Source organism: Burkholderia sp. AU38729 (assembly GCF_020419725.1).
Taxonomy (GTDB): domain Bacteria; phylum Pseudomonadota; class Gammaproteobacteria; order Burkholderiales; family Burkholderiaceae; genus Burkholderia.
Genome location: NZ_JAIZQO010000027.1, coordinates 1 through 21262, shown reverse-complemented (window position 1 = coordinate 21262; position 21262 = coordinate 1). Strand labels below are relative to the sequence as shown.

19 protein-coding genes and 1 pseudogene are annotated in these 21262 nt (G+C 64.4%); 9 read left to right on the top strand and 11 right to left on the bottom strand.

Annotated features, from left to right (window positions below):
* The first annotated feature begins 781 nt into the window (after positions 1-781).
* Both parA and LGM56_RS36605 read left to right on the top strand, forming a co-directional pair.
* The gene (parA, locus tag LGM56_RS36610; RefSeq protein WP_011353621.1) at positions 782-1444 is read left to right on the top strand and encodes a ParA family partition ATPase; all 663 of its coding nucleotides are present in this window, start codon (positions 782-784) and stop codon (positions 1442-1444) included.
* Between the two features lie 23 nt (positions 1445-1467).
* Positions 1468-2529, top strand: a complete 1062-nt coding sequence (locus LGM56_RS36605) for a ParB/RepB/Spo0J family partition protein (RefSeq protein WP_226208203.1) — start codon at positions 1468-1470, stop codon at positions 2527-2529.
* Positions 2530-2619: 90 nt separating this feature from the next.
* Here LGM56_RS36605 and LGM56_RS36600 read toward each other — a convergent pair whose 3' ends face one another.
* Entirely contained in the window at positions 2620-3987 is a 1368-nt protein-coding gene (locus LGM56_RS36600; RefSeq protein ID WP_011353619.1) for a replication initiation protein, read from the bottom strand.
* Positions 3988-5808: 1821 nt separating this feature from the next.
* Between LGM56_RS36600 and LGM56_RS36595 the strand changes: the two genes are divergently transcribed.
* Positions 5809-6990, top strand: coding sequence for a DNA-binding protein (locus LGM56_RS36595; RefSeq protein ID WP_226208202.1), 1182 nt, complete (start codon positions 5809-5811; stop codon positions 6988-6990).
* Between the two features lie 136 nt (positions 6991-7126).
* On the opposite strand, the gene LGM56_RS36590 is transcribed toward LGM56_RS36595, so the two are convergent.
* The 3 genes from LGM56_RS36590 to LGM56_RS36580 form a co-directional block, all read right to left on the bottom strand.
* Positions 7127-8146, bottom strand: a complete 1020-nt coding sequence (locus LGM56_RS36590; RefSeq protein ID WP_039344623.1) for a tyrosine-type recombinase/integrase — start codon at positions 8144-8146, stop codon at positions 7127-7129.
* 102 nt (positions 8147-8248) lie between these two features.
* Entirely contained in the window at positions 8249-8629 is a 381-nt protein-coding gene (locus LGM56_RS36585; protein WP_089495917.1) for a DUF2471 family protein, read from the bottom strand.
* A gap of 148 nt (positions 8630-8777) precedes the next feature.
* Complete coding sequence (locus tag LGM56_RS36580; RefSeq protein WP_089443717.1) at positions 8778-9389, bottom strand: helix-turn-helix domain-containing protein; 612 nt, start codon at positions 9387-9389, stop codon at positions 8778-8780.
* Between the two features lie 161 nt (positions 9390-9550).
* Here LGM56_RS36580 and LGM56_RS36575 point away from each other — a divergent pair, with 161 nt between their 5' ends.
* Both LGM56_RS36575 and tdh read left to right on the top strand, forming a co-directional pair.
* A complete protein-coding gene (locus tag LGM56_RS36575; RefSeq protein WP_089495916.1) occupies positions 9551-10750 on the top strand; it encodes a glycine C-acetyltransferase in 1200 nt (399 codons plus the stop codon).
* 13 nt (positions 10751-10763) lie between these two features.
* On the top strand, positions 10764-11792 hold the full coding sequence (tdh, locus tag LGM56_RS36570) for an L-threonine 3-dehydrogenase (protein WP_011356765.1): 1029 nt from the start codon (positions 10764-10766) through the stop codon (positions 11790-11792).
* 397 nt (positions 11793-12189) lie between these two features.
* Here the strand turns inward: tdh and LGM56_RS36565 are convergent, their stop codons facing one another.
* The gene (locus LGM56_RS36565) at positions 12190-12606 is read right to left on the bottom strand and encodes a hypothetical protein (protein ID WP_226208201.1); all 417 of its coding nucleotides are present in this window, start codon (positions 12604-12606) and stop codon (positions 12190-12192) included.
* Complete coding sequence (locus LGM56_RS36560) at positions 12603-13241, bottom strand: GNAT family N-acetyltransferase (protein WP_226208200.1); 639 nt, start codon at positions 13239-13241, stop codon at positions 12603-12605. Before LGM56_RS36560 ends, LGM56_RS36565 begins: the two co-directional genes overlap by 4 nt.
* Before the next feature lie 182 nt (positions 13242-13423).
* Between LGM56_RS36560 and LGM56_RS36555 the strand changes: the two genes are divergently transcribed.
* Both LGM56_RS36555 and LGM56_RS36550 read left to right on the top strand, forming a co-directional pair.
* Positions 13424-14029, top strand: a complete 606-nt coding sequence (locus LGM56_RS36555) for a TetR/AcrR family transcriptional regulator (protein WP_089495913.1) — start codon at positions 13424-13426, stop codon at positions 14027-14029.
* Positions 14030-14092: 63 nt separating this feature from the next.
* A complete protein-coding gene (locus tag LGM56_RS36550) occupies positions 14093-14572 on the top strand; it encodes a DUF1348 family protein (RefSeq protein WP_069250362.1) in 480 nt (159 codons plus the stop codon).
* A gap of 510 nt (positions 14573-15082) precedes the next feature.
* Here LGM56_RS36550 and LGM56_RS36545 read toward each other — a convergent pair.
* Positions 15083-16168, bottom strand: a complete 1086-nt coding sequence (locus tag LGM56_RS36545; protein ID WP_226208199.1) for a tartrate dehydrogenase — start codon at positions 16166-16168, stop codon at positions 15083-15085.
* 117 nt (positions 16169-16285) lie between these two features.
* On the opposite strand from LGM56_RS36545, the gene LGM56_RS36540 reads away from it, so the two are divergent.
* Positions 16286-17209: a LysR substrate-binding domain-containing protein gene (locus LGM56_RS36540; protein WP_226208198.1), complete on the top strand. Its 924-nt coding sequence runs from the start codon at positions 16286-16288 to the stop codon at positions 17207-17209.
* Positions 17210-17369: 160 nt separating this feature from the next.
* Here LGM56_RS36540 and argC read toward each other — a convergent pair whose 3' ends face one another.
* A complete protein-coding gene (gene argC / locus LGM56_RS36535; RefSeq protein WP_226208197.1) occupies positions 17370-18317 on the bottom strand; it encodes an N-acetyl-gamma-glutamyl-phosphate reductase in 948 nt (315 codons plus the stop codon).
* Positions 18318-18437: 120 nt separating this feature from the next.
* Between argC and LGM56_RS36530 the strand changes: the two genes are divergently transcribed.
* Positions 18438-19322, top strand: coding sequence for a LysR family transcriptional regulator (locus LGM56_RS36530; protein ID WP_089431911.1), 885 nt, complete (start codon positions 18438-18440; stop codon positions 19320-19322).
* A gap of 70 nt (positions 19323-19392) precedes the next feature.
* Here the strand turns inward: LGM56_RS36530 and LGM56_RS36525 are convergent, their stop codons facing one another.
* From LGM56_RS36525 to LGM56_RS36515, 3 genes and pseudogenes are all read right to left on the bottom strand, one after another.
* A complete protein-coding gene (locus tag LGM56_RS36525) occupies positions 19393-19857 on the bottom strand; it encodes a hypothetical protein (protein ID WP_039344585.1) in 465 nt (154 codons plus the stop codon).
* Positions 19858-19917: 60 nt separating this feature from the next.
* A complete protein-coding gene (locus LGM56_RS36520) occupies positions 19918-21135 on the bottom strand; it encodes a patatin-like phospholipase family protein (protein ID WP_179243675.1) in 1218 nt (405 codons plus the stop codon).
* A pseudogene (locus LGM56_RS36515) lies at positions 21132-21262 on the bottom strand (3-hydroxybutyrate dehydrogenase); the annotation flags it as partial. The gene LGM56_RS36520 and the pseudogene LGM56_RS36515, both read right to left, overlap by 4 nt.

Sequence of the window (21262 nt, the reverse complement as noted above, 5' to 3'; positions counted from 1 at the left end):
GCCTGCTTCGGTGTGCCTGCTTCGGTGTGCCTGCTTCGGTGTGCCTGCTTCGGTGTGCCTGCTTCGGTGTGCCTGCTTCGGTGTGCCTGCTTCGGTGTGCCTGCTTCGGTGTGCCTGCTTCGGTGTGATGCCTGCTTCGGTGTGATGCCTGCTTCGGTGTGATGCCTGCTTCGGTGGGATGCCTGCTTCGGTGGGATGCCTGCTTCGGCGGGATTGCAGCGTCGGTACGCTGCCTCGCAGGCTGGCCGCCCGGCACTGGATTCAGGCGCGGCGGCCGGGAGGGGACCTTCGTTACTCGCCGTCTATCGCTCGCGGTTTATGCGCATAAACGTGGCGCCAGGATAGCGCGTTGGGTCGACGCACGCAGGGCAAATGGCACACCTCGATGCTGCATACCCAGCGAGGGTGTACCACTCACAACCTACGATCAGAAGCACCGGCCCTCCCGGCACGATCGCGCGCCATGCTTTCCGCGGAGAGTTTATGCGCACAAACTCTCCGGCTCTCAGCCGAGGCTACCCCATCGAACGCTAGGGCAGTGCATGCGACACGCGCGGTAGCTCGCGACTCACACCGACGTCACCGCACGCAATGCCACCGAGTCGCTCACCGACTTCTCAGGCATCTGCTACACCATCCGATCAAGTCATCTGCCATCGTCGCTTCGTTTATGCGCATAAACCGATAGCCCAAATGGCCAATGCGTAGTTGTTGAACGACAATTTCATTGAAATCCAAATATCGTCCTGTAGAATTCCAACGACCAAAATAGGAGTGAAAATTGGCCGCGGAAATCATTGCAGTCACTCAACAAAAAGGTGGCGTCGGCAAAAGCACGATTGCCATGCACCTCGGTGCCGCGTTCCATGAAAAAGGGAAGCGCGTCCTCGTCATCGACGCAGACCGTCAAAACACGCTGGTTCACTGGTCGAGCGCATCCGGCGACAGCGACACCGGCATTCCGTTTCCGGTCGTCAACCTGGCCGAAGCCGATGGCCAGATCCATCGCGAGATCAAGAAGTTCATCAACGACTACGACATCATCGTCGTGGACTGCCCGCCGTCGATCACCGAGAAGGTATCGGGCGTGGTCCTGCTCGCCGCATCGATTGCCGTGATCCCGACGTCGTCGTCGCCGGCCGATTACTGGTCGAGCGTCGGGCTGGTCAAACTGATCCAGCAAGCGCAGGTCATGAACGAAGACCTCCGCGCCGTCTTCCTGCTGAACAAGACCGAAGAGAAGCGCATGCTGACCCGCGAGCTCAAGCGTGCGCTCGAAGAGCTCGGCTTCCCGTTGCTGAAAACGCAGATCCCGACCCGGGAGGCGTACAAGCAGGCGATGGCGCTCGGTCAGACCGTACTGCAGATGAACGATCGCGGCGGCAAGCTGGCCGCCGCCGAAATTCGCGCATGCGCCGACGAAATCGTCGCCATGCTGCCCTGACTTTATGCGCACAAAGGAGTCACATGAAACCTTCCCAATTTGCCAAAGGATTCCAAGCGCGCCCGGATATCACGACGAGCGAGAAGCGCACGGCGCTTGATCGACTCAATGCGATCGACGGCATCGTCAAGTCCGAGACCCCCACTCCGGTGCCGACCAAATCCGCGAAGAAAGACGTCGCACCGTCGCCCGCTCCCGAACTCACGCTCGATCCGTCGATCGATGAATCGGCGCAATATCGCGCGTGGCGTCTCGAGAATCGCTATGCGCCGGGGCAGGTGATCGAGCTGCCGCTCAAGGCGATCAAGCATAGCCCGTTCAATCCGCGACACTTCTATCTGAAGTCGTCGATTGCCGAACTCGCCGTCAACCTCGCCAAGCAAGGGCAGCAGCAGGCGATCCACGTGATTCCGGACTACGAGAACCCGGGCACGTATTTCGTCAGCGACGGCGGCCGCCGCGTGCGGGCACTGAAGGAAGCGAACAAGGAATCGGTCAAGGCGATCGTGATCGACGTGCCGATCGGCATCCAGAGCTACAAGCTCGGCTACGATCTCAACGTCCAGCGCGATTCACAAACGGTGTTCGACAACGCCGTCGTGTGGCGCCGCTTCCTCGACGACAAGCATTTCCAGAGCCAGAAGGAGCTCTCCGAGCACCTCGGCCTCGACGAATCGACGGTGGCCGTCGCGCTGTCGATCGGCAAGCTGCCGGAAGCGATCATGCAGGAAATGGTCGCGCGCCCCGATCGCTTCGGTTCGAACATGGCGTATCAGGTCGGCCGCTATCACAATGCGCGCGGCACCGAGGCGACGCTGCGGCTGATCAACAAGATCGTGTCCGACGATCTCAGCACGCGCCAGGTGTCGGACATCGTCAAGGGCCGCGTCGCGGCGCAGGAAACGCCGAAGACCGCGGGCCGTCAGCGCTATGCGCAGCGTCTCGAGATCAAGCTCGGCGGCAAGTCGGTCGGCGACCTGAAGTCGTATGGTGAAGATCGCATCGAATTGCGCCTGCGCGGTCTCCCGAAGGACAAGCGCGACGCGATCCTCGAGCAGCTCGAGCGGATGCTGTTGTCGGAGTGATGGAAACGGCCGGCAGGGCCTGGTAAGGACGCCGGGCCCGCCAATCGAGGGCAGGGCCGGCGGCGGCCCATCAGCGGGCCTGAGCGGGCCTCAGGCGGCCCGCGACTGATTCAGCGTGAACGACAGCAGGTCGCCGTCCGTCGGCTCGCCCCAGGTCCTCTGGGCCAGCCAGTCGAAAAAGGCCGTCTCGGCCAGCTTGGAATCGAGGCCGCGCTTGCGCCAGTCATCGCGCAGATGCGTGCCCATCGTCGGCAGCGCCTCCGATTCGAACGACTCGCGCGCCACTTCGCGCTCCGCGTCGCCCTGCTCTTCGTACAGCACCTTCGCTTCCTTGCGGCGGAACGCCGCGAACTCGCTCAGCAGGCGTGCCTTCAGATCGTCCGGCTGCGCCGCTGCAATCTTCGGGGACGGCGTGCCCGCAGGCAGCGCGTCGACCGACTCGACCGGCGGCGCATACCCCTTCTTCAGCGCATCCTTGAACAACGCCGGCGCGCTGCGCACCGGCGGCAGCGTCGTGCTGCGCATCCGCTGCTCGGTCATCTGCAGCGCCGCACGAATGCGGTTCTCCTCGCTATCCGCGTAGAGCGTCTGCGCTTCCTTCAACGGGATCCCGAGCTTCACCATCCGGTCGACCAGAGTGCTGTCGAACACGTTCGGGTGTTCGTCGAGCGCGAGCATCGGCTGCTTGCGTTCGGTCACGCGGAACTGGATCTCCGCGACCCGGCGCCCTTCACGATGCTCGATCAGCTCGACGAAGATGTTGGTGACCGCGTTGACTTCCGCGATCGCGGGACGCAGATAGTCACGCTTGAAGTACTTGTACTCGCGCTTCGCCTCGTCGCCGGCTTCCGTGTCGGGCGTGCCCGACAGGATCGGCCGCCACCATTCCCACGGCTCGCGCATCGTCAGGTGGCTTGGGTTCGTCAGGTAGCGCACGCAGATTTCGTACAGCGCGAGACCGGCGCTGCTGCGCAGCTGGCTCTGGAACTGCAGGCTCAGGCGTGCGTACTGAACCGGGTCGAGCAGCTTCTTCTTGATCTTCGGCGCGAACGAGAATTCGACCCACACGCGGCGGGTCGCCGGATCCTCGAGAATTTCCGCGTCGGCAATCAGCGTCGAGATCCCCCACTTTCGGCCCGGCTTCTGGCTCGACGTCCCCGTGCTCCATTCGACCTGCACCGACACCATGCGGCGCAGGTGTTCCTTCACCAGCGCGGTGTCGTTCGAATCGAAAGCGGAGTTGGCGACGATGTCCGACAGCAGCGCGCGATACGTATCGCCCGAATCGTCGGCCTGCTGCGCCACGGCCAGCAGGACATTGAACAGCTTGCGAGTGAGGAGCGTGATCTTGCCGCTCTTCGGCTGAATTGCGATCGCCTCGACGGCCTTCCGCAATTCGGCTGAACTGGCACTCACCACATCCACATCGGTTTTCTTGGCGCGCTTCGTCGTGGCCATACGTCGGGTCGGAGGAGAAGTTTTCCGGAAGGATAGCGCCTGCGGTGAAGTGCGTCCAGAACGACATGCTCACCATAGCGGGTGAAGTGCGCGTGCAAAACGGCACTCACCCCAGACGCTCCCGAAAACCCTCACCGCTCCGGATTTGCAGCGTTCCGGACTCGTCCAGACGTGCTGCGGGATGCGCCGATTCACAGAATTTCGCCTGTGCACGACACGTGCGGAATGAGCTCCCGTATCGGCTCACCTTTCGATTTGTCGTAATTTTACGACTGCGCTGCCGTGCGTTCGGCACAGGGTTGCGATCCCACGTCGATGCGCCTCCCGATCACCCTCCATCGGCCTGTATGCATGTACAGGCGTGACTTGCCGGGAAATCGGAATCGGATCCGACATCTCGAAAGACGCCTGCGAAACCGGCCCGCGCGACCCGATCAGGCGTGCTTTGCCGGCCCGGGCGCGCATTGTACAGCGCACAAACCGTATCGGGTCCCGAAAATACTCACCTCGAGCACAGTGACTTCATTCGTCCGGATCTCGGCGAATGCCCGACACGCGGGGGATTCCCTACCAAGGCCCCCCGAAAACGCTCACCTTACCTAAAAATCGCTGTGCCGCCCCAGGCAGGGAAACGACTCCCGAAAAACCTCACCGTAACCGCCTCGGTATCAAAAATCCCAATGCCTTCCGATACTTATGCACAGAAGGCATTTGGCTGTGCGCCGCCGACATCCCCCGAAAAACCTCACCTTTCGATGGAAATCCTTCATACGACAACCTCATGTCGGGCCCCGAAAAATCTCACCTGTGCCAAAAAGTGGCACAGCAAAAACGAGATTTCTTCCAGTCCTGGCGGGCTTTTCGACGAATTCAGCCGTTCACAGGTCCCGAAAAGCCTCACCTTTGACCATTTTTCGGGCAAATTCCATTCCCGAAAAGTCTCACCTGTAGCCGGCATCACAGCCTGTAATCGGGGCCCCGAAAAATCTCACCTCAAGGGGATCCGGGCAGGAAAACCCGGATTTCCCTCCCGAAAAACCTCACCTTTACGGCTTCACAGGCCCCTACGGGCGCTTTTGCTGTGCAAAATGGCGTTCGTTTCCCGGAAATCCTCACACCAAACGCCCGTGGAGTCCCGTGAAACCTCACCTTTCGGAAAAACTGCCTAAAAGATGGGCAGAATCGGGGCGCGAAGAAGGTCCCGCAAATTCTCACCTATGTCTGCACAGGCAGAAAACTGTGCAGTCAGGCACTGCGCGGGTTCTGTGGCTGTGAGGCCCCGAAAAGCCTCACCTTTGGTAAATCTCGTGTTTCACTGTGATCCCGAATCCGCTCACGACCTTTCCCGCAACGGCTCACGCAGCTCCCTGAACCCCATCACGTCAGCTCCCGCAGAAGATCACCTTGGCTCCCGTAAAACTTCACCTTGTCGGCCGGAAAGCCTTGCAGCATAAGGCTGTGCCGTGGCGTTAACGTTTTTAACTAAGGGTTCAAGGGTGTTTACTTCTAATACTCTCAAGACATCGGCTGACGAGTTTTCCACAGACACCCCAACCCCTGACCACCGACTGGCAATCGGATGCGCTGTCATGTGAAACAAATGCCGAAATTCGAGGTCTGCAGGAAAATGCTTACGAGACAAGGACTTGGCTATCTTTCTTCGCTTTGTTTCACGGAATCCTGGACCACAGTCGGCCGGATTGGCTCACAGACCCGATTTCTGTGCAAAGCGACGTAAATTCACAACGGCAAGCCGAAATAAGTATCGATAGATACGTATTTCGTTATGATTGCCACATTTCAATGTCTGTGAGCACAGCGATGACCCTGGACGAAATACGCCAAGCCATTCGGGACGAACTGGAATCGCTGCGGGCGAACGGTGCACGACGGCAGGAACTGTCGCTGCACGCCTGCAAGCGGTTGTTCTTCGATCTCGGCATCCGGCCGTCGGCCGCCAATGTCCGCGATCTCACCCAGACCGGGAGCGCCAGCGATATCCCGAAAGACATCGACCATTTCTGGGAGCGCATCCGTTCCGCCTCCAAAATCAGGCTCGACGGTGCCGCAATTCCCAAAGCCGTCGAGGAAAAGGCAGGTGCGTTGCTCGGCGCACTCTATGAAGAAGCGTTGAAAGCCGCGCGGGACAGTCTCGATGCAGATCGCGAGCAGGTTCGCGCCGGCATTGCCGACGCCGAACAGCGGTTGCGCGACGCAACCGTCCGCCAGGAGACGCTCGAAGGCGCGCTCGCACGTAGCGAAGCGAAAAACGAGCAGTTGCAGGCTCGCGTGACCGAACTCGAGGTCCAGCTCGCGTCGCAAACGACGCACGGTTCGGCCAGCGAGGCGACATTGCTCACCACAGTCGCCCGACTGGAGAAGGAACTGGCCGCGGCCGCCGGCCGCGTCGAAGCCGAGCAGACGCAAAATGCGGCGCTGCGCGATCGCATCGATGCGCTGCAGGCCGAACTGCAGCAGCGCACCGAGCACTACGCACAGCAAATCAAGGACGCAGTGGCTGAAGCCGAACGCCGCGTGAAGCCGATGCTGGTCGAGCTGGATTCGTTGCGCAGCATGGCGTCGACCTACCAGAGCGGTTTGCGCGACGTTCAACGCAAGGAATTCGATTTCCTGCAGCAACTGAGTTCGGCCAAGGCACGTGCCGACCGGCTCGAAGAACAGTTGCGCAGCCAGAGTGATGAACTGGAACGTGCGACGCGCGATGTGAGTTCGTTGCGCGCGAGCCGCGGCATGAGTCCGGAAATCGCCGCGCTGATCCGTCGCCTGGCCGATGCCGGGCAACTGGATGCGGAGGGGTTTGCCGCGATCGGCACCTCCCTGGATCAGGAGATTCCGGTGCCGGCCCATTGTCCGCATTGCGACGGTGAACCGGAGCTGTCACACGGCGAAGAAGGTTTCGAAGTGGCCTGCCCCGAGTGCGAGCATGCTTCGGGCGCATGGCCGTCCCGATTCGAAGCGGTCGCGCGATTCGCGCACACGTGACGCCGGCATAGCCCGCGCGGCACAGGTGAGACGATCCGGGGAGCTTGAGGTGAGGTTTTTCGGGAGCTGTGAAACGGTGAGGCTACGCCACACAAGGCTGCTCACGGATCGCTTCGCGTGAGCAGCCCATTCGTGATCAGTGAGTTTCGTCGCTGTCGGACGCGTCACCGTTGCTGTCGGCGAGACCGTCACGCCAGTTCTTCCATGCACGATGCAGGCGGTTCGACGAGATCGGCCGCATGAAGCCCAGCCATTTGCCGACCCGTTCGGGCGGCACGTCGTGTTCGAACAGTTCAGCCGCATAGGTATTGCGCAGCGTTTGCGGGCTCGCGCGCGCGGTGCGCGACGACGTGAGGCCGGCGGATTCGACTATCGCGTCGATCGCGCGCAGCATCGTCGCCTTGTGCATCGGCCGCCCGGCATGGGATGCCGGGAACACGAGCTCGCCCGGAATCTCCTGGCGCTTGCGCTCGGTGAGCCACGCTTCCAGCAGCGCGATCGCGAACGATGCCAGGTGGGTTTCGCGTGCGAAATCCGGATGCGTCGACTCGATCCGCAGTGACGTTCCACTCGTATTGATGCAACTAATCGTAAGCGCACGCGCTTCGCCGGTTTTGATGCCGGCACCGAGAAAGGCGGCAACGAGTGCGCGGTCGCGCCGCTCTTTCCAGTATGCGGAACCGGACACGCCGATCGGCGAGAACAGGTACGCGAGCAACGTCGCGCGCTCGGCCGGCGTGAGGAAACCGGTCGGTTCGTTGTCGCGCGCCTTGCGCCAGTTCGCTTCGCCATCCTGAGCAATGAACCGGGCCGGGTTGGTCGACGCGTATTCGGTGCGCCGGATGTGGTCGAGCACGCGCTCGATCAGCCGCAAATAGCGCATTCGCTGGGTTTTCCGGATCGGCAGTTCGCCGACGAAATTCGCGATGGTTGCCGTATCGACCGTTGCCAGATTCTTCTGGTGCGCGCGCATCCACGTGAGAAACGCGCCCCATTGCGCACGATAGACATCGGCTGACGAACGGCGATAGTCCTGCATCGCGAGCCACGCATCGAATGCGGCTTCTGGCGAGACGATCCAGTCGGATGCGCCGCGGTCGAACAGATCTGTTTCTTCCGGGCGTGCAGGGGTGTCGGGAGAGGCGGGAAGAGACATGTGATTTATTCCGTTAGTTGCGTGTATGGTAGCCCTTTCCGCAACGTCTCGGGCAGCAAGAGGCAGGACAAGGCCGCCATACACGGCGGCCCGGGCTGGAACTCAGTCGCCCCATGCCTTGGCCGGGCGATGAACGCGCGCGGGCGGCATCGTGTCGTTCGACGCGGTTGACGCTGCTTCATAGGCGAGAACCGCGAACGAAAAGACGGCGGGCAGCGCATTCGAGCGCCCGAAGTCGATCGGATCGTCCGTTTCGGGAAACGTCATGTCCAACTGTCGCTCGAACAATTGACGCATGCCGGCCTCATGCCGGCTGGCAAAGCCGAGATCGGCAAGCGCCTCGGCCTCGATGGCGTGCAGCAGCCGCCACGTCAGCGGGACGCGCTGGTGGATGTAGCGCCCGGCGATATGCCGGACGATCAGCTCGAGGTCGTGCGCGGCAGCCTTGAAGCTGAGCGCGGCCAAATCTTGTTCTTCTGTCATTGCAGGCTCCTGTCGACCGGGCTGGCGCCTCGGTGCGCCGGCTCCGGCCCATGCATGGCGGAATGTCCGTATACTGTACAAACATACAGTACTTTCCGCAACTGGCCTGCAACAGATCCTTTGGCCGTTTGGCCAGCTATGCGCGCCGTCAGCGATGGATCACGATCAGCAATGCCCGCGCTTCGGTCTTGCCGGGGTTGCGGATTGCGTGCGGCTCGTCGGCCGGGTAGCGCGCGGTGTCGCCCACCTTCAGGCGCCGGCTGGCGGCCGCGGCTTCGATTTCCATCGCGCCCTGCAGCACGGTGAGGTGCTCGCGCGTGCCGGGTTCGTGGGCGTTCGATACCAGTGCACCGCCGCCCGGCAGCGTCAGCTCGTACCACTCGAACTTGCCGGCGAGGTCGATCGGGCCCCACACACGCAACTGGTAGCGGCCGTCGTGGCCGGCGAGTGTCGGGATGTCGTGCGGGCCGTCTACGCGGATCGTCTCGGGCGCCTTCGGCTGCGAGAACAGCTCGTCGAGCGTGATGCCGAGCGCGTTCGTCAGCCGCCACGCCACGGCGATCGTCGGGTTGGCCTTGTCGCGTTCGATCTCGGAGAGCATCGATTTCGATACGCCGGCCGCGCGCGACAGGTCGTCGAGCGTCAGCTTGCGTTCGTTGCGCAGCCGCTGGATCTGCTCGCCGACACGCGGCGGCGTTGCGGCTGGCGGTTGCGGTGCGGCGCTGGCGGGCGTGCGCCGCGAACCGGAGGAACTTGCCATTTGGATTCCGTTCGCTTAGAGTTGTTCGATATTTCGAATTCTAGTTCGGAATATCGGATAAATGCGGTCAACCGAACGACCGACTATAACAGTAGCAGGCCATTGCGCCGCCGCCACGAGCGGCGCGTTGCGGAATGCGAAACCCTGTCAGGAGCTTTGCGATGCGTGATGCCTTTCTCGCCCAGGTGCGCGGGACGCTGGACCAGATCCGCGCGGACGGTTTTTACAAGACCGAGCGCGAGATCGCGAGTCCGCAGGCGGCGGACGTGCGGCTCGCCGGTGGTGCCGGCGTGCTCAATTTCTGCGCGAACAACTATCTGGGTCTGGCGAACGATTCGCGCCTGATCGACGCGGCGAAGGCCGGCCTCGACCAGGACGGCTTCGGCATGGCATCGGTACGCTTCATCTGCGGCACGCAAACCGTGCACAAGCAACTGGAAAGCGCGCTGGCCGCGTTTCTCGGCACCGAGGACAGCATCCTCTATTCGAGCTGCTTCGACGCGAACGGCGGGCTGTTCGAGACGCTGCTCGACGAGAACGACGCGGTGATCAGCGACGAGCTGAACCACGCGAGCATCATCGACGGCGTTCGCCTCTGCAAGGCGAAGCGTTTCCGCTACAAGAACAACGACCTGGCCGACCTCGAGGCGAAGCTCAAGGAAGCCGACGCGGCGGGCGCGCGCCACAAGCTGATCGCGACCGACGGCGTGTTCTCGATGGACGGCATCATCGCCGATCTCAAAGGCATCTGCGATCTCGCCGATCGTTACGGCGCGATCGTGATGGTCGACGATTCACACGCGGTCGGCTTCATCGGCACGCATGGCCGCGGCACGCCCGAGCACTGCGGCGTGGAAGGCCGCGTCGACATCATCACGGGCACCCTCGGCAAGGCGCTCGGCGGTGCATCGGGCGGCTATGTCGCCGCGCGTCGCGAGGTCATCGAACTCCTGCGCCAGCGCTCGCGCCCGTACCTGTTCTCGAACACGCTCACGCCGAGCATCGCCGCGGCATCGCTGAAGGTGCTGGAGCTGCTCGGCAGCGACGAAGGCGCAAAGCTGCGCGAGCGCGTGCGCGAAAACGGCGCGCGGTTCCGCCAGCAGATGACCGAAGCCGGCTTCACGCTCGTGCCCGGCGCGCATCCGATCATCCCGGTGATGCTCGGCGACGCGCAGCTCGCGACGAACATGGCCGACAAGCTGCTCGACGAAGGGGTCTACGTGATCGGCTTCTCGTTCCCCGTCGTGCCGCGCGGCCGCGCGCGCATCCGCACGCAGATGAGCGCCGCGCATACGCCCGAGCAGATCGACCGGACGGTCGCCGCGTTCGTGCGCGTCGGCAAGTCGCTCGGCATCATCTGACGGAGGCGCGATCATGAAAGCACTGGCAAAGCTCGAGCGCGGCCCCGGCCTCACGCTCACGCGCGTGAAGCGCCCCGAAGTCGGCCACAACGACGTGCTGATCAAGATCCGCCGCACGGCGATCTGCGGCACCGACATCCATATCTGGAAGTGGGACGACTGGGCGCAGAAGACGATTCCCGTGCCGATGCACGTCGGTCACGAATATGTCGGCGAGATCGTCGAGATGGGGCAAGAAGTGCGCGGCTTCGCGATCGGCGATCGCGTGTCCGGCGAAGGCCACATCACGTGCGGTTTCTGCCGCAACTGTCGCGCGGGGCGCCGGCATCTGTGCCGCAACACCGTCGGCGTCGGCGTGAACCGCGAAGGCGCGTTCGCCGAGTATCTGGCGATTCCCGCGTTCAACGCATTCAAGATTCCGCCGGAGATTTCCGACGATCTCGCATCGATCTTCGATCCGTTCGGCAACGCGACGCACACGGCGCTGTCGTTCAACCTCGTCGGCGAAGACGTGCTGATCACCGGCGCGGGCCCGATCGGCATCATGGCCGTCGCGATCGCGAAGCACGTCGGCGCGCGCAACGTCGTCATCACCGACATCAACGACTACCGGCTCGAACTCGCGCGCAAGATGGGTGCGACGCGTGCGGTCAACGTCGCGCGCGAGTCGCTGCGCGACGTGATGTCCGACCTGCACATGACCGAAGGCTTCGACGTCGGCCTCGAAATGTCGGGCGTACCGAGCGCCTTCACGAGCATGCTCGAGGCGATGAACCACGGCGGCAAGGTCGCGCTGCTCGGCATTCCGCCGGCGCAGACGGCGATCGACTGGAACCAGGTGATCTTCAAGGGGCTCGAGATCAAGGGCATCTACGGTCGCGAGATGTTTGAGACCTGGTACAAGATGGTCGCGATGCTGCAGAGCGGCCTCGACCTGTCGCCGATCATCACGCACCGCTTTGCGGCTGACGATTACGAGAAAGGCTTCGCCGCGATGTTGTCGGGTGAAAGCGGGAAGGTGATTCTCGACTGGACGGCCTGAGTGCCGAGAAGGGGCAGTGCGGCGTGTTTGCCGCCTGCCCCGTTTCTGTTTTACGTCTGCGTGTGCGAGTCGAAACACGCGAAGCCGCGCTCAAGGTGAGATTATTCGGGAGCTGTGTTTGCGCGCCGAATCGCGACACCGTCGCACATCGGTGACCTGCAATCGCACGTTTACTTCACCTGTCGTCAGCTGCCTCGCTTCCCGTCATCACACCGTTCGGCACCTGGTTCCCCTCTTCCACGCACCTCCCTCCTGGCTTGCCGCGTGATCGTTCGCTACGCACGCCATGCGATGCCATGCCGAACCGCATCATCAACCGTGAGCCTTCACGCGTCATTGCGACTCACTCATGCGCGAAGCGATCGACATCAATCGATATCGACCGGTGCGCAGGCCACTACTTGATCCGTTCACCATTCGCCCCTCGCGGGTCGAGCTGAAGACTCAGCATGACGAGCCAGCGCTTCGGGCATTGCGGCGCGATGTCGGCCGGATCGCCGTGCGCGCCGGGAACGGTGACGAACCCGTGTTGCGCCGCGTATTGATAGGCGCGCAACGCGTCCGCCTGCAGCCAGAAACTGACGAGCGCGCACGTGACGAAGCGGAACAGCAGCACCGTCGCGGCATCCGGCGCGAAGCCGGCCATCACCAGCAGGCTTTCGAACGCGAACGCCAGCACTTGCGCGACCGCGATCGTGAGAATCGTCAGCTTCAACACACCGCGCAGCCGCCGCGCCGCGCGCACCCGTGCCTGCCGGACGTCGAGCCCGGTGTGATCGTCGCCGCCGTCGCGCTTCGGCATATCGTGTTTCATGACGCTGCCCCGACGTGCCGCGTGACGTCGAATTGCGCCGTATCGCCGGCAACGATGCGACCGCTCCCGACGCTGACGGCTTTGCACAGGATCGTGCTGTCGTAGTTGTGTCCCGGAAAGCGCATCACATCGACCGGTTGAAACCCTTCGCGTCGATAGAAATCGATGAGCCGGACGGCCGCATACGGCGCGTCGAGCGCGAGGTGCGTCGCGCCGCGCGCGGCGGCCCGCCGTTGCGCGAACGCGAGCAGCGAACGGCCGATGCCGCGATCCTGCCAGACGGGATCGACGGCCAGTTGGCCGATCGTTGCAACGTGCCGGCTGCGATACGGATCGCAGCGGGAATCGGGATCGTGCGAACGCATCGTCATCGTCGCGACCAGGTGCGCATTGCCGAGCGCGACGAAGCACTCGCCGGTGAGCACGCGTTCGCGTGTCGCCGAGGCCGGCTGATCGACGCCCGGGCAGTTGAAGCCCAGTGCGCCAAGCGGTGCGAACGCGCGATGCAGCAGCGCGGTCAACGCGTCGTACGAATCGCTGCGCGGGTCGAAGCGCCGCACGACGACGCGGCCGTCGAGCCGCTTCGCATAAGCCGCATAGGCGCGCGCGGGGCGCGCGGATTCCGGTCGCTGCATGATGTCCTTTCGCCCAGACAGGGTGACCGAAGTGTAGTGAGCGTCGCGCGTCCGCTTCAAGAAAAAATGTCGTAAACGCGGCGGGCCACGTCACGCGGCCAAGTCTCGATTCAGCCCTCTCGCCGACAGGGCTTTTTCATGCGGGTGTTGACGGCGGAGAACGATCGTTCTACCGTAAACCCATGAACACACCTCACGACTCCTCCGCCGAACCGGGCGTTCGCGACCGGCTGCTCGATGCAGCCGAAGCGCTGATCTATTCGGGCGGTATCCATGCAACCGGCGTCGACGCGATCGTCAAGCGATCCGGCGCGGCCAGAAAGAGCTTTTATTCGCATTTCGAATCGAAGGAGGCGCTGGTCGTGGCCGCGCTCGAACGCCGCGACGAGCGCTGGATGCGCTGGTTCGTCGATGCCACGCTGGCGCGCGGCAAGGCGCCGCGCGCGCAACTGCTCGGCATGTTCGACGTGCTGCGCGACTGGTTCGGGCAGCCCGACTTTCACGGCTGCGCGTTCCTGAACGCATCGGGCGAGATTCCCGACGCGGACGACCCCGTGCGCGTCGTCGCACGCGAGCACAAGGCACGCCTGCTGGCATTCGTACGCGAGCGGTTCGATGCGTATGCCGACGAAACCGGCATCGAGCGACGCGGGCTCGCGCGTCTGGCGCGCCAATGGCTGGTGCTGATCGACGGTGCCATCGGCGTGGCACTCGTAACCGGCGATGCAAACGCTGCGCGCGACGCGCGCGCAACGGCCGAACTGCTGCTCGACGCGGTGTCCCGCTAGTCGAAGCAGCGAATCCGAACCGGCCGCGATTGTCCGCGGCCAGAACCTGAACAGGAGCAACCCATGTCCGCCTCCCCCGAAGTCCGTCCGCCCGTTCCGCCCTTCACGCTCGAAACGGCGCGCCAGAAGGTGCGCGCCGCCGAGGACGGATGGAACACGCGCGACCCGCAACGCGTGTCGCTCGCCTATACGCCGCAAAGCCGATGGCGCAATCGTGCGGAATTCGTGACCGGCCGCGACGAGATCGTCGGGCTGCTGCAGCGCAAGTGGACGCGCGAGCTCGACTACCGGTTGATCAAGGAGCTGTGGGCGTTCGACGGCAATCGCATCGCGGTGCGCTTTGCATACGAATGGCATGACGACGCCGGCAACTGGTTCCGTTCGTACGGTAACGAAAACTGGGAGTTCGACGAGAACGGCCTGATGGCGCATCGTCACGCGAGCATCAACGACTTGCCGATTCGCGAGCAGGATCGTCTCTATCACTGGCCGCTCGGCCGACGTCCGGACGATCATCCCGGGTTGTCCGATCTCGGGCTGTGACGCGCACGTCGGCTCGATTCGACGGATCGACGAACGCATCACCGGGATGCAACGGTGAGGAAATTCGGGACCTGGTGCGCTGAGGGTGAGATTTTTCGGGAGGAGGTGAAATGTCGCGTCGGACTGTGTGTAGTGAGCCGTTCGACGCGGCATCGCATCGGGCAAAGCCAACGCGCCGCACCCGTTGGCCTCTCGTGATGCACGTGACCGCATGCAACGGTGTGCTTCACCGCGTGATGCATCTCACCGATCGCACAGCACCGGCAGTGGATTGACGATCGGTGTGCACGCGCGCGATGTGCAACTCACCGATCGGGTCGACGTCGACGACGGATAGCGAGCGCCGGGCGCGTTGCGGAGCGGTGTTGCTCACCACTCGACTTCACCGTGCAGGCGACGGTACGCGCACGAGTGCGCAAATGCGTTGCGTGTTGCTCACCGCACTTCGCTCGCAGCTCGCCGAGTCGCGCAGTCACTACCCGGCGCGTGCGAACGCGCCGGGCATGATCGTCAGCCCGCGATCCGCGCGGCGATCGCCTCACCTACTTCCTGCGTCCCCGCATTGCCGCCGAGATCGCGCGAATGCGGCCCCGTGCGCAGCACGTCCTCGATCGCGGCGACGATCGCATCGTGCGCTTCGCGTTCGGGGCCGGCGCCGTTGCCGAGGAAGTCGAGCATCAACGCTGCCGACCAGATCATCGCGACCGGGTTCGCGATGAATTGCCCCGCGATGTCGGGCGCGGAGCCGTGCACGGGTTCGAACAGCGACGGAAACTTGCGGTCGGGGTTCAGGTTCGCCGACGGCGCGATGCCGATCGTGCCCGTACAGGCCGGCCCGAGATCCGACAGGATGTCGCCGAACAGGTTCGACGCGACGACGACGTCGAAGCGGTCAGGCTGCAGCACAAAGCGCGCGCACAGGATGTCGATGTGCTGCTTGTCGACGGCGATGTCGGGATAGCGCTCGGCCATCTCGGCCGTGCGCGCGTCCCACCACGGCATGCTGATCGCGATGCCGTTGCTCTTCGTCGCGACGGTGAGGCGCTTCGCGCGCCGCTGTGCGAGGTCGAACGCGAATTTCAGCACGCGCTCGGTGCCGTGACGCGTGAAGATCGACTGTTGCATCACGATCTCGCGTTCGGTGCCTTCGAACATCGTGCCGCCGACCGACGAATATTCGCCCTCGGTGTTCTCGCGCACGATCATGAAGTCGATGTCGCCCGCGCGGCGGCCGGCGAGCGGCGACGGCACGCCGTCGAACAGGCGTGCGGGCCGCAGGTTGATGTACTGGTCGAACTCGCGGCGGAATTTCAGCAGCGAGCCCCACAGCGAAATGTGATCGGGCACCGTCGCCGGCCAGCCGACCGCGCCGAACAGGATCGCGTCCATGCCCGACAGTTGCGCCTTCCAGTCGTCCGGCATCATCGTGCCGTGCTGCGCGTAGTAGTCGCAGCTCGCCCAGTCGATCTGAACGAAGTCGAAGCGCACGCCAAAGCGCGCGGTCACGGCGTCGAGTGCGCGCAGGCCCTCGGGCATCACTTCGCGGCCGATGCCGTCGCCGGGAATCACGGCAATCTTGTAAGTCCTGTCGGTCATGCATATCTCCTTGGCTGGGCGGCCGGCTGCCTCGGGCGGTAGCGGCGCGTTACGTCATTCTATTTATTTCCATTCAGATTAAAATCGTGCGAAAGGTTAATCGACTTTCCACGAATCGTGAACAAATCGCCGAATCTGGACGACCTGCGCGTGTTCAGCCTGGTCGTCCGCCTGACCAGCTTCAGCGCGGCCGCCGAGCAGCTCGCGGTGTCGCCCGCCTATGTCAGCAAGCGCATCGCGTTGCTCGAGGCGCAGCTCGGCACGCGCCTGCTGCATCGCTCGACGCGCCGCGTGACGGTCACCGAAGCCGGGGAACGCGTGTACGCGCGCGCCGAGAAGATCCTCGACGACGTCGATCATCTCGTCGAGGACGTGTCGACCACGCGCACGGTGCCGCGCGGCACGCTACGCATTTCGAGCAGCTTCGGCTTCGGCCGACACGTCGTCGCGCCGGCGCTGCTCGACTTCACCGCGCGCTTTCCGCAGCTGAACGTGCGGCTCGATCTGTTCGACCGGCTCGTCGATGTCGCGGGCGAAGGCTACGACCTCGACGTGCGCATCGGCGACGAGATCGCCGATCACCTGATCGCGCGCCGCCTCGCCGCGAACTACCGCGTGCTGTGTGCCGCGCCCGACTATCTCGCGCGACGCGGCACGCCGCGCTCGCTCGCGGATCTCGCGTCGCACGACTGTCTGGCCATCAAGGAGCGCGATCACCCGTTCGGCGTGTGGCGGCTCAACGTGCGCGGCGAAACGGCAACGGTGAAGGTCGGCGGCGCGCTGTCGACGAACCATGGCGAAGTGGCGGTGCAGTGGGCACTGGCCGGCCGCGGCATCGTGTTGCGTTCGATCTGGGAAGCCGGGCCGCTGATCGAACGCGGCGCACTGTGTCGCGTGCTGCCCGACGCAATCCAGCCCGCGAACATCTGGGCCGTGTATCCGGAGCGCGTTGCGGCGTCGGCGAAAGTGCGCGTGTGCGTGGACTTTCTGGTGGAGACGCTGGCCGGCTTGAATGCCGTCGCGGGTGACGAAACGGCCTGAAACCGGCTAAAGGTGAGCTTTTACGGGGGCATGTGCGGAGCATCGGCAGCCACTTGTTTCCGGCTCGCAATCGCGTCGCGAGCCGGTAGCGTCCACCTTGCACCGACACATTGGCGGCCGCAATGTGCAGGGCCGGCCGACGATGATGCCCGCACGCGGCTTACGCCGCCTGCGCCACGCTTGCCGCGCCGAGCATCAGGTCGAGATTCTGCACGGCCGCGCCGGATGCCCCTTTGCCGAGATTGTCGAATACGGCGGACAGCAGCACCTGGCCGTGATCCGCATTGACGAACACGCCGAGCCGCAGGTCATTGGTGCCGTTCAGTGCTTGCGGATCGAGATGCGTGATCGCGTGTGTTTCCGCGAGCGGCGTGACGTCGACGTGACGCGCGTCGGCGTAATGGTGCGCAAGACACGCATGCAACTGCTCACCGGTCACGCCGGCAGGAAGCAGGCGCAGCTCGATCGGCACGGTGAGCACGATGCCTTGCCGATAGGCACCGTAGGCCGGCACGAACATCGGGCGATTCGTCAGACCGGTATGCAGCTGGATCTCCGGCACATGCTTGTGCGCGAGGGCGAGGCCGTAGACCTGCAGCGGTTTCGCGTGCGAAGCATCGTTCGACTCGAATGCGTCGACGGCGGCCCGTCCGCCGCCCGAGTACCCGGAGACGGCATGGATGCTCACCGGGTAGTCGCGCGGCAGCAGGCCGGCCTGTTGCAGCGGTCGCAGCAGCGCGATCGCGCCGGTCGGATAGCAGCCCGGATTGGTGACGCGCCGTGCGTGCGCAATCGTCTGTGCGTGCCCGCTCGCCATCTCGGGAAAGCCGTAGACCCAATCCGGCTGCGTGCGATGGGCCGAACTCGCGTCGATCACGCGCACCGCCGGATTGCGGATGAAGCCGACCGCCTCGCGCGCGGCCGCGTCGGGCAGGCACAGGATCGCGATGTCGACTGCGTTGATCGCTTCGGCGCGCCGCACGGGATCCTTGCGCTCGGCATCCGGCAGCGTGACGAGCTGCAGGTCGGTGCGCCCGCGCAGGCGTTCGTGGATCAGCAATCCGGTCGTGCCTTGATCGCCGTCGATGTAGACAGTGGGCTGGCTCATGAGGGTCGCGTTCCTTCGGTTCGGTCGTCGGGAAAGCCGTATCGTCCGCCGAACACCTAGAATAGGAAAAGTTGAATTTGCTGACTGCGAGATTCAGTTTTCTTGAACGAGAGGTGAAGGATGCGAGAGATCAGCCTGGACCGCCTGCGCACGCTGGTCGCGATCGCGGACCACGGGTCCTTTGTCGCGGCGGCGCAATGGCTGCATCTCGCGCCGCCAACCGTCAGTCTTCACATTGCCGAACTGGAAAGCCGGATAGGCGCGCCGTTGCTGTCCCGCACGCGTGGCAACGTGCGGCCGTCTGCGATCGGTGAAGTGCTGGTGGAACGGGCGCGCCGCCTGCTGGCCGAGGTCGAATCCACGCTGGACGATGTGCAGCGGCAGGTGCAGGGGCTGTCCGGGCGCGTACGCCTCGGTGCATCGACCGGGGCGATCGCGCATCTGTTGCCGCAGGCGGTGGCCCGGTTGCGCGACGCGCATCCGGATATCGATGTGCAGATCGCGGTGCTCACGTCGCACGACACGCTGGCGCGCATTGCGCAGGGCACGCTCGATGTCGGACTGGTGGCGCTGCCGCAGACGGCGGTCGCGGGGCTGTCGATTCGCGCGTGGCGGCGCGATCCGGTGATGGCGTTTCTGCCGGCGGACTGGCCGCTTCCGGCGCGCGTGACGCCCGGCTACCTGGCCGCCCGCCCGCTGATTCTCAACGATGCGACCACGCGCCTGTCGCGGCTCACGACGGAATGGTTCGCGCTCGGCGGCCACCGGCCGGAGCCGCGGATCGAACTCAACTACAACGATGCGATCAAGAGCCTGGTCGCGGCGGGTTACGGCGCGACGCTGTTGCCCCATGAAGCGGGCGCCCCGCTACCCGATGCACGCATCGTCATGCGGGCGTTGCGCCCGGCGCTGTGGCGTGAACTGGGTATCGCGCATCGGGCGGGGCCGGTCGAGCGGGCGACCCAGCACGTGCTCGATGCGTTGTGGGCGCTGAAGGCGCGCTAGCGCGCGCACGACGGGACAGCCTGCGCGGCGGTTCGTGCCGGGCGCACGTGCGCATTCGCCGAGCGTCGTGTCAGAGCCGGTTGTCCTTCGCGAGCGTCAGCACGCGTGCCCAGCGCTGCGCATCGCGCTTGTCCGTCATCGGCAGCTTCCATTCGCTGCGCACGGCATCGCGCACGCGCACGACGAGATGCCAGCGGCCGCCGATCGGTGCGGCCTGGCAGCCGTCGAGCTGCGACAGCGTATAGCGGCCGTCCGCGCCGTCGTGCGACAGCCACAGCAGCCCCTGCGTCGCGGACACCCGCAGCTCGCCCCACGCGCGATGCACGACGTGGGTCCAGCCTTCTTCCTTCGTATTCGGTGCGATGTCGCGGCGCCGCTTGATCCACCAGGCGACGAGCGCGATCAGGATCGCGGCGGCGAGCACGGCAGCCGCGATCGCGACCGGCTGGCCGAACTGCGCGGCGATGACGTGAAACAGGTGAACCGCGCCCCATCCGAGAGCGATGAGCGCGAAGAGTGCGATGAAGATCGGCATGGCGAATCGGAGAAGAGGACGGACCGGCGCATGCATCGCGCCGATCCGTCGCACACGGCATTACCGCTTGCGGTGAATGTCGTGCGTCACGAAGCCCGCGTCGTTGTTGGGCAGCGCGAGGCCGTCCTTGACTGCGAGCGTCTTGCGGATGTCGTCGAGACCCGCGGACCAGTGGTCACGCATCGTCGACAGACCGAACTGATAGTCCTTGTAGTGATGCTCGTACGCCTTCTGCTGGTAGATCAGGTGCTGGATGTTGTACTTCTTGCTGCACGACATCGCATCGGCCTCGACGCACCACGGATCCGCCTTGCGCTGCGCTTCCGGCACCTGGTCGAGCACGTGGCGCAGCACGTTGCGGTAGCGCTGTTCGCGCTGCAGCGTGTCGGTGACGAAACGCGTGCGGCTCGAATACTGCACGTCCTTCGTGCGTTCCGCGACGTCGGCCATCGTGCGCGGCAGCGGCCCGCGTGCGCTCCACAGATCGACCTGGAACGCGAGCGTGTCGCGGCGCGGCCGGGCGCGGAGCACTTCCATCAGCGGCGTATTCGACACCACGCCACCGTCCCAGTAGTACTCGCCGTCGATCTCGACCGGCGGGAACGCGGGCGGCAGCGCGCCGGACGCCATGAAGTGTTCGGGCGCGAGACGGATGCGCGAGTTGTCGAAGTACACGAAGTTGCCGGTACCGACATTGACCGCGCCGACCGACACGCGCGTTTCGCCCGAATTGATCCGGTCGAAATCGCACAGCTTCAGCAGCGTCGCGCGCAGTTGCGACGTGTCGTACCAGCTGATCTTCTCCGGATGATCCGACACGCCCGGTAGCGGCGGCGGGAAGCGCGGCACGAAGAAGCCCTGCTGGCCCTGCATCATCGCGCTCGCGGCCTGCGACGCGGTGAAGAAGGTGCGGACCTGGTCGATGCTGTTGAACAGCGCGAACTCGAATGCGGCCGGAATCGTCGGGAAGAACGCCGGCTTGCAGATCGTTTCCCAGAACTCGCGCAGCCGCTCGACACGATGCTCGGGCGCATTGCCCGCGATCAGCGCGGTGTTGAGCGCGCCGATCGAGATGCCCGCGATCCAGTCGAGCGGGATGCCCGCCTCGTGCAGCCCTTCGAACACGCCGGCCTGGTACGCGCCGAGCGCGCCGCCGCCTTGCAGCACGAGCGCGATCGTTTCGTACGGCAGCGTGCGCGCGGCGGCCGGCGCGCCGGCCTCGTGATGCAGGTCCGCCGCATCGACGGCCTGCTTTTCGGTGCGGGCGTGCGGCTTCATTGCATGAACCAGCCGTGGCTGACGATGAACGACTGGCCCGTGAGCGCGGCGCTCGGGAAGGCCGACAGGAACAACACCGTCTGCGCGACGTCCTGAACGGTCGTGAACACCCCGTCGACCGTATTGC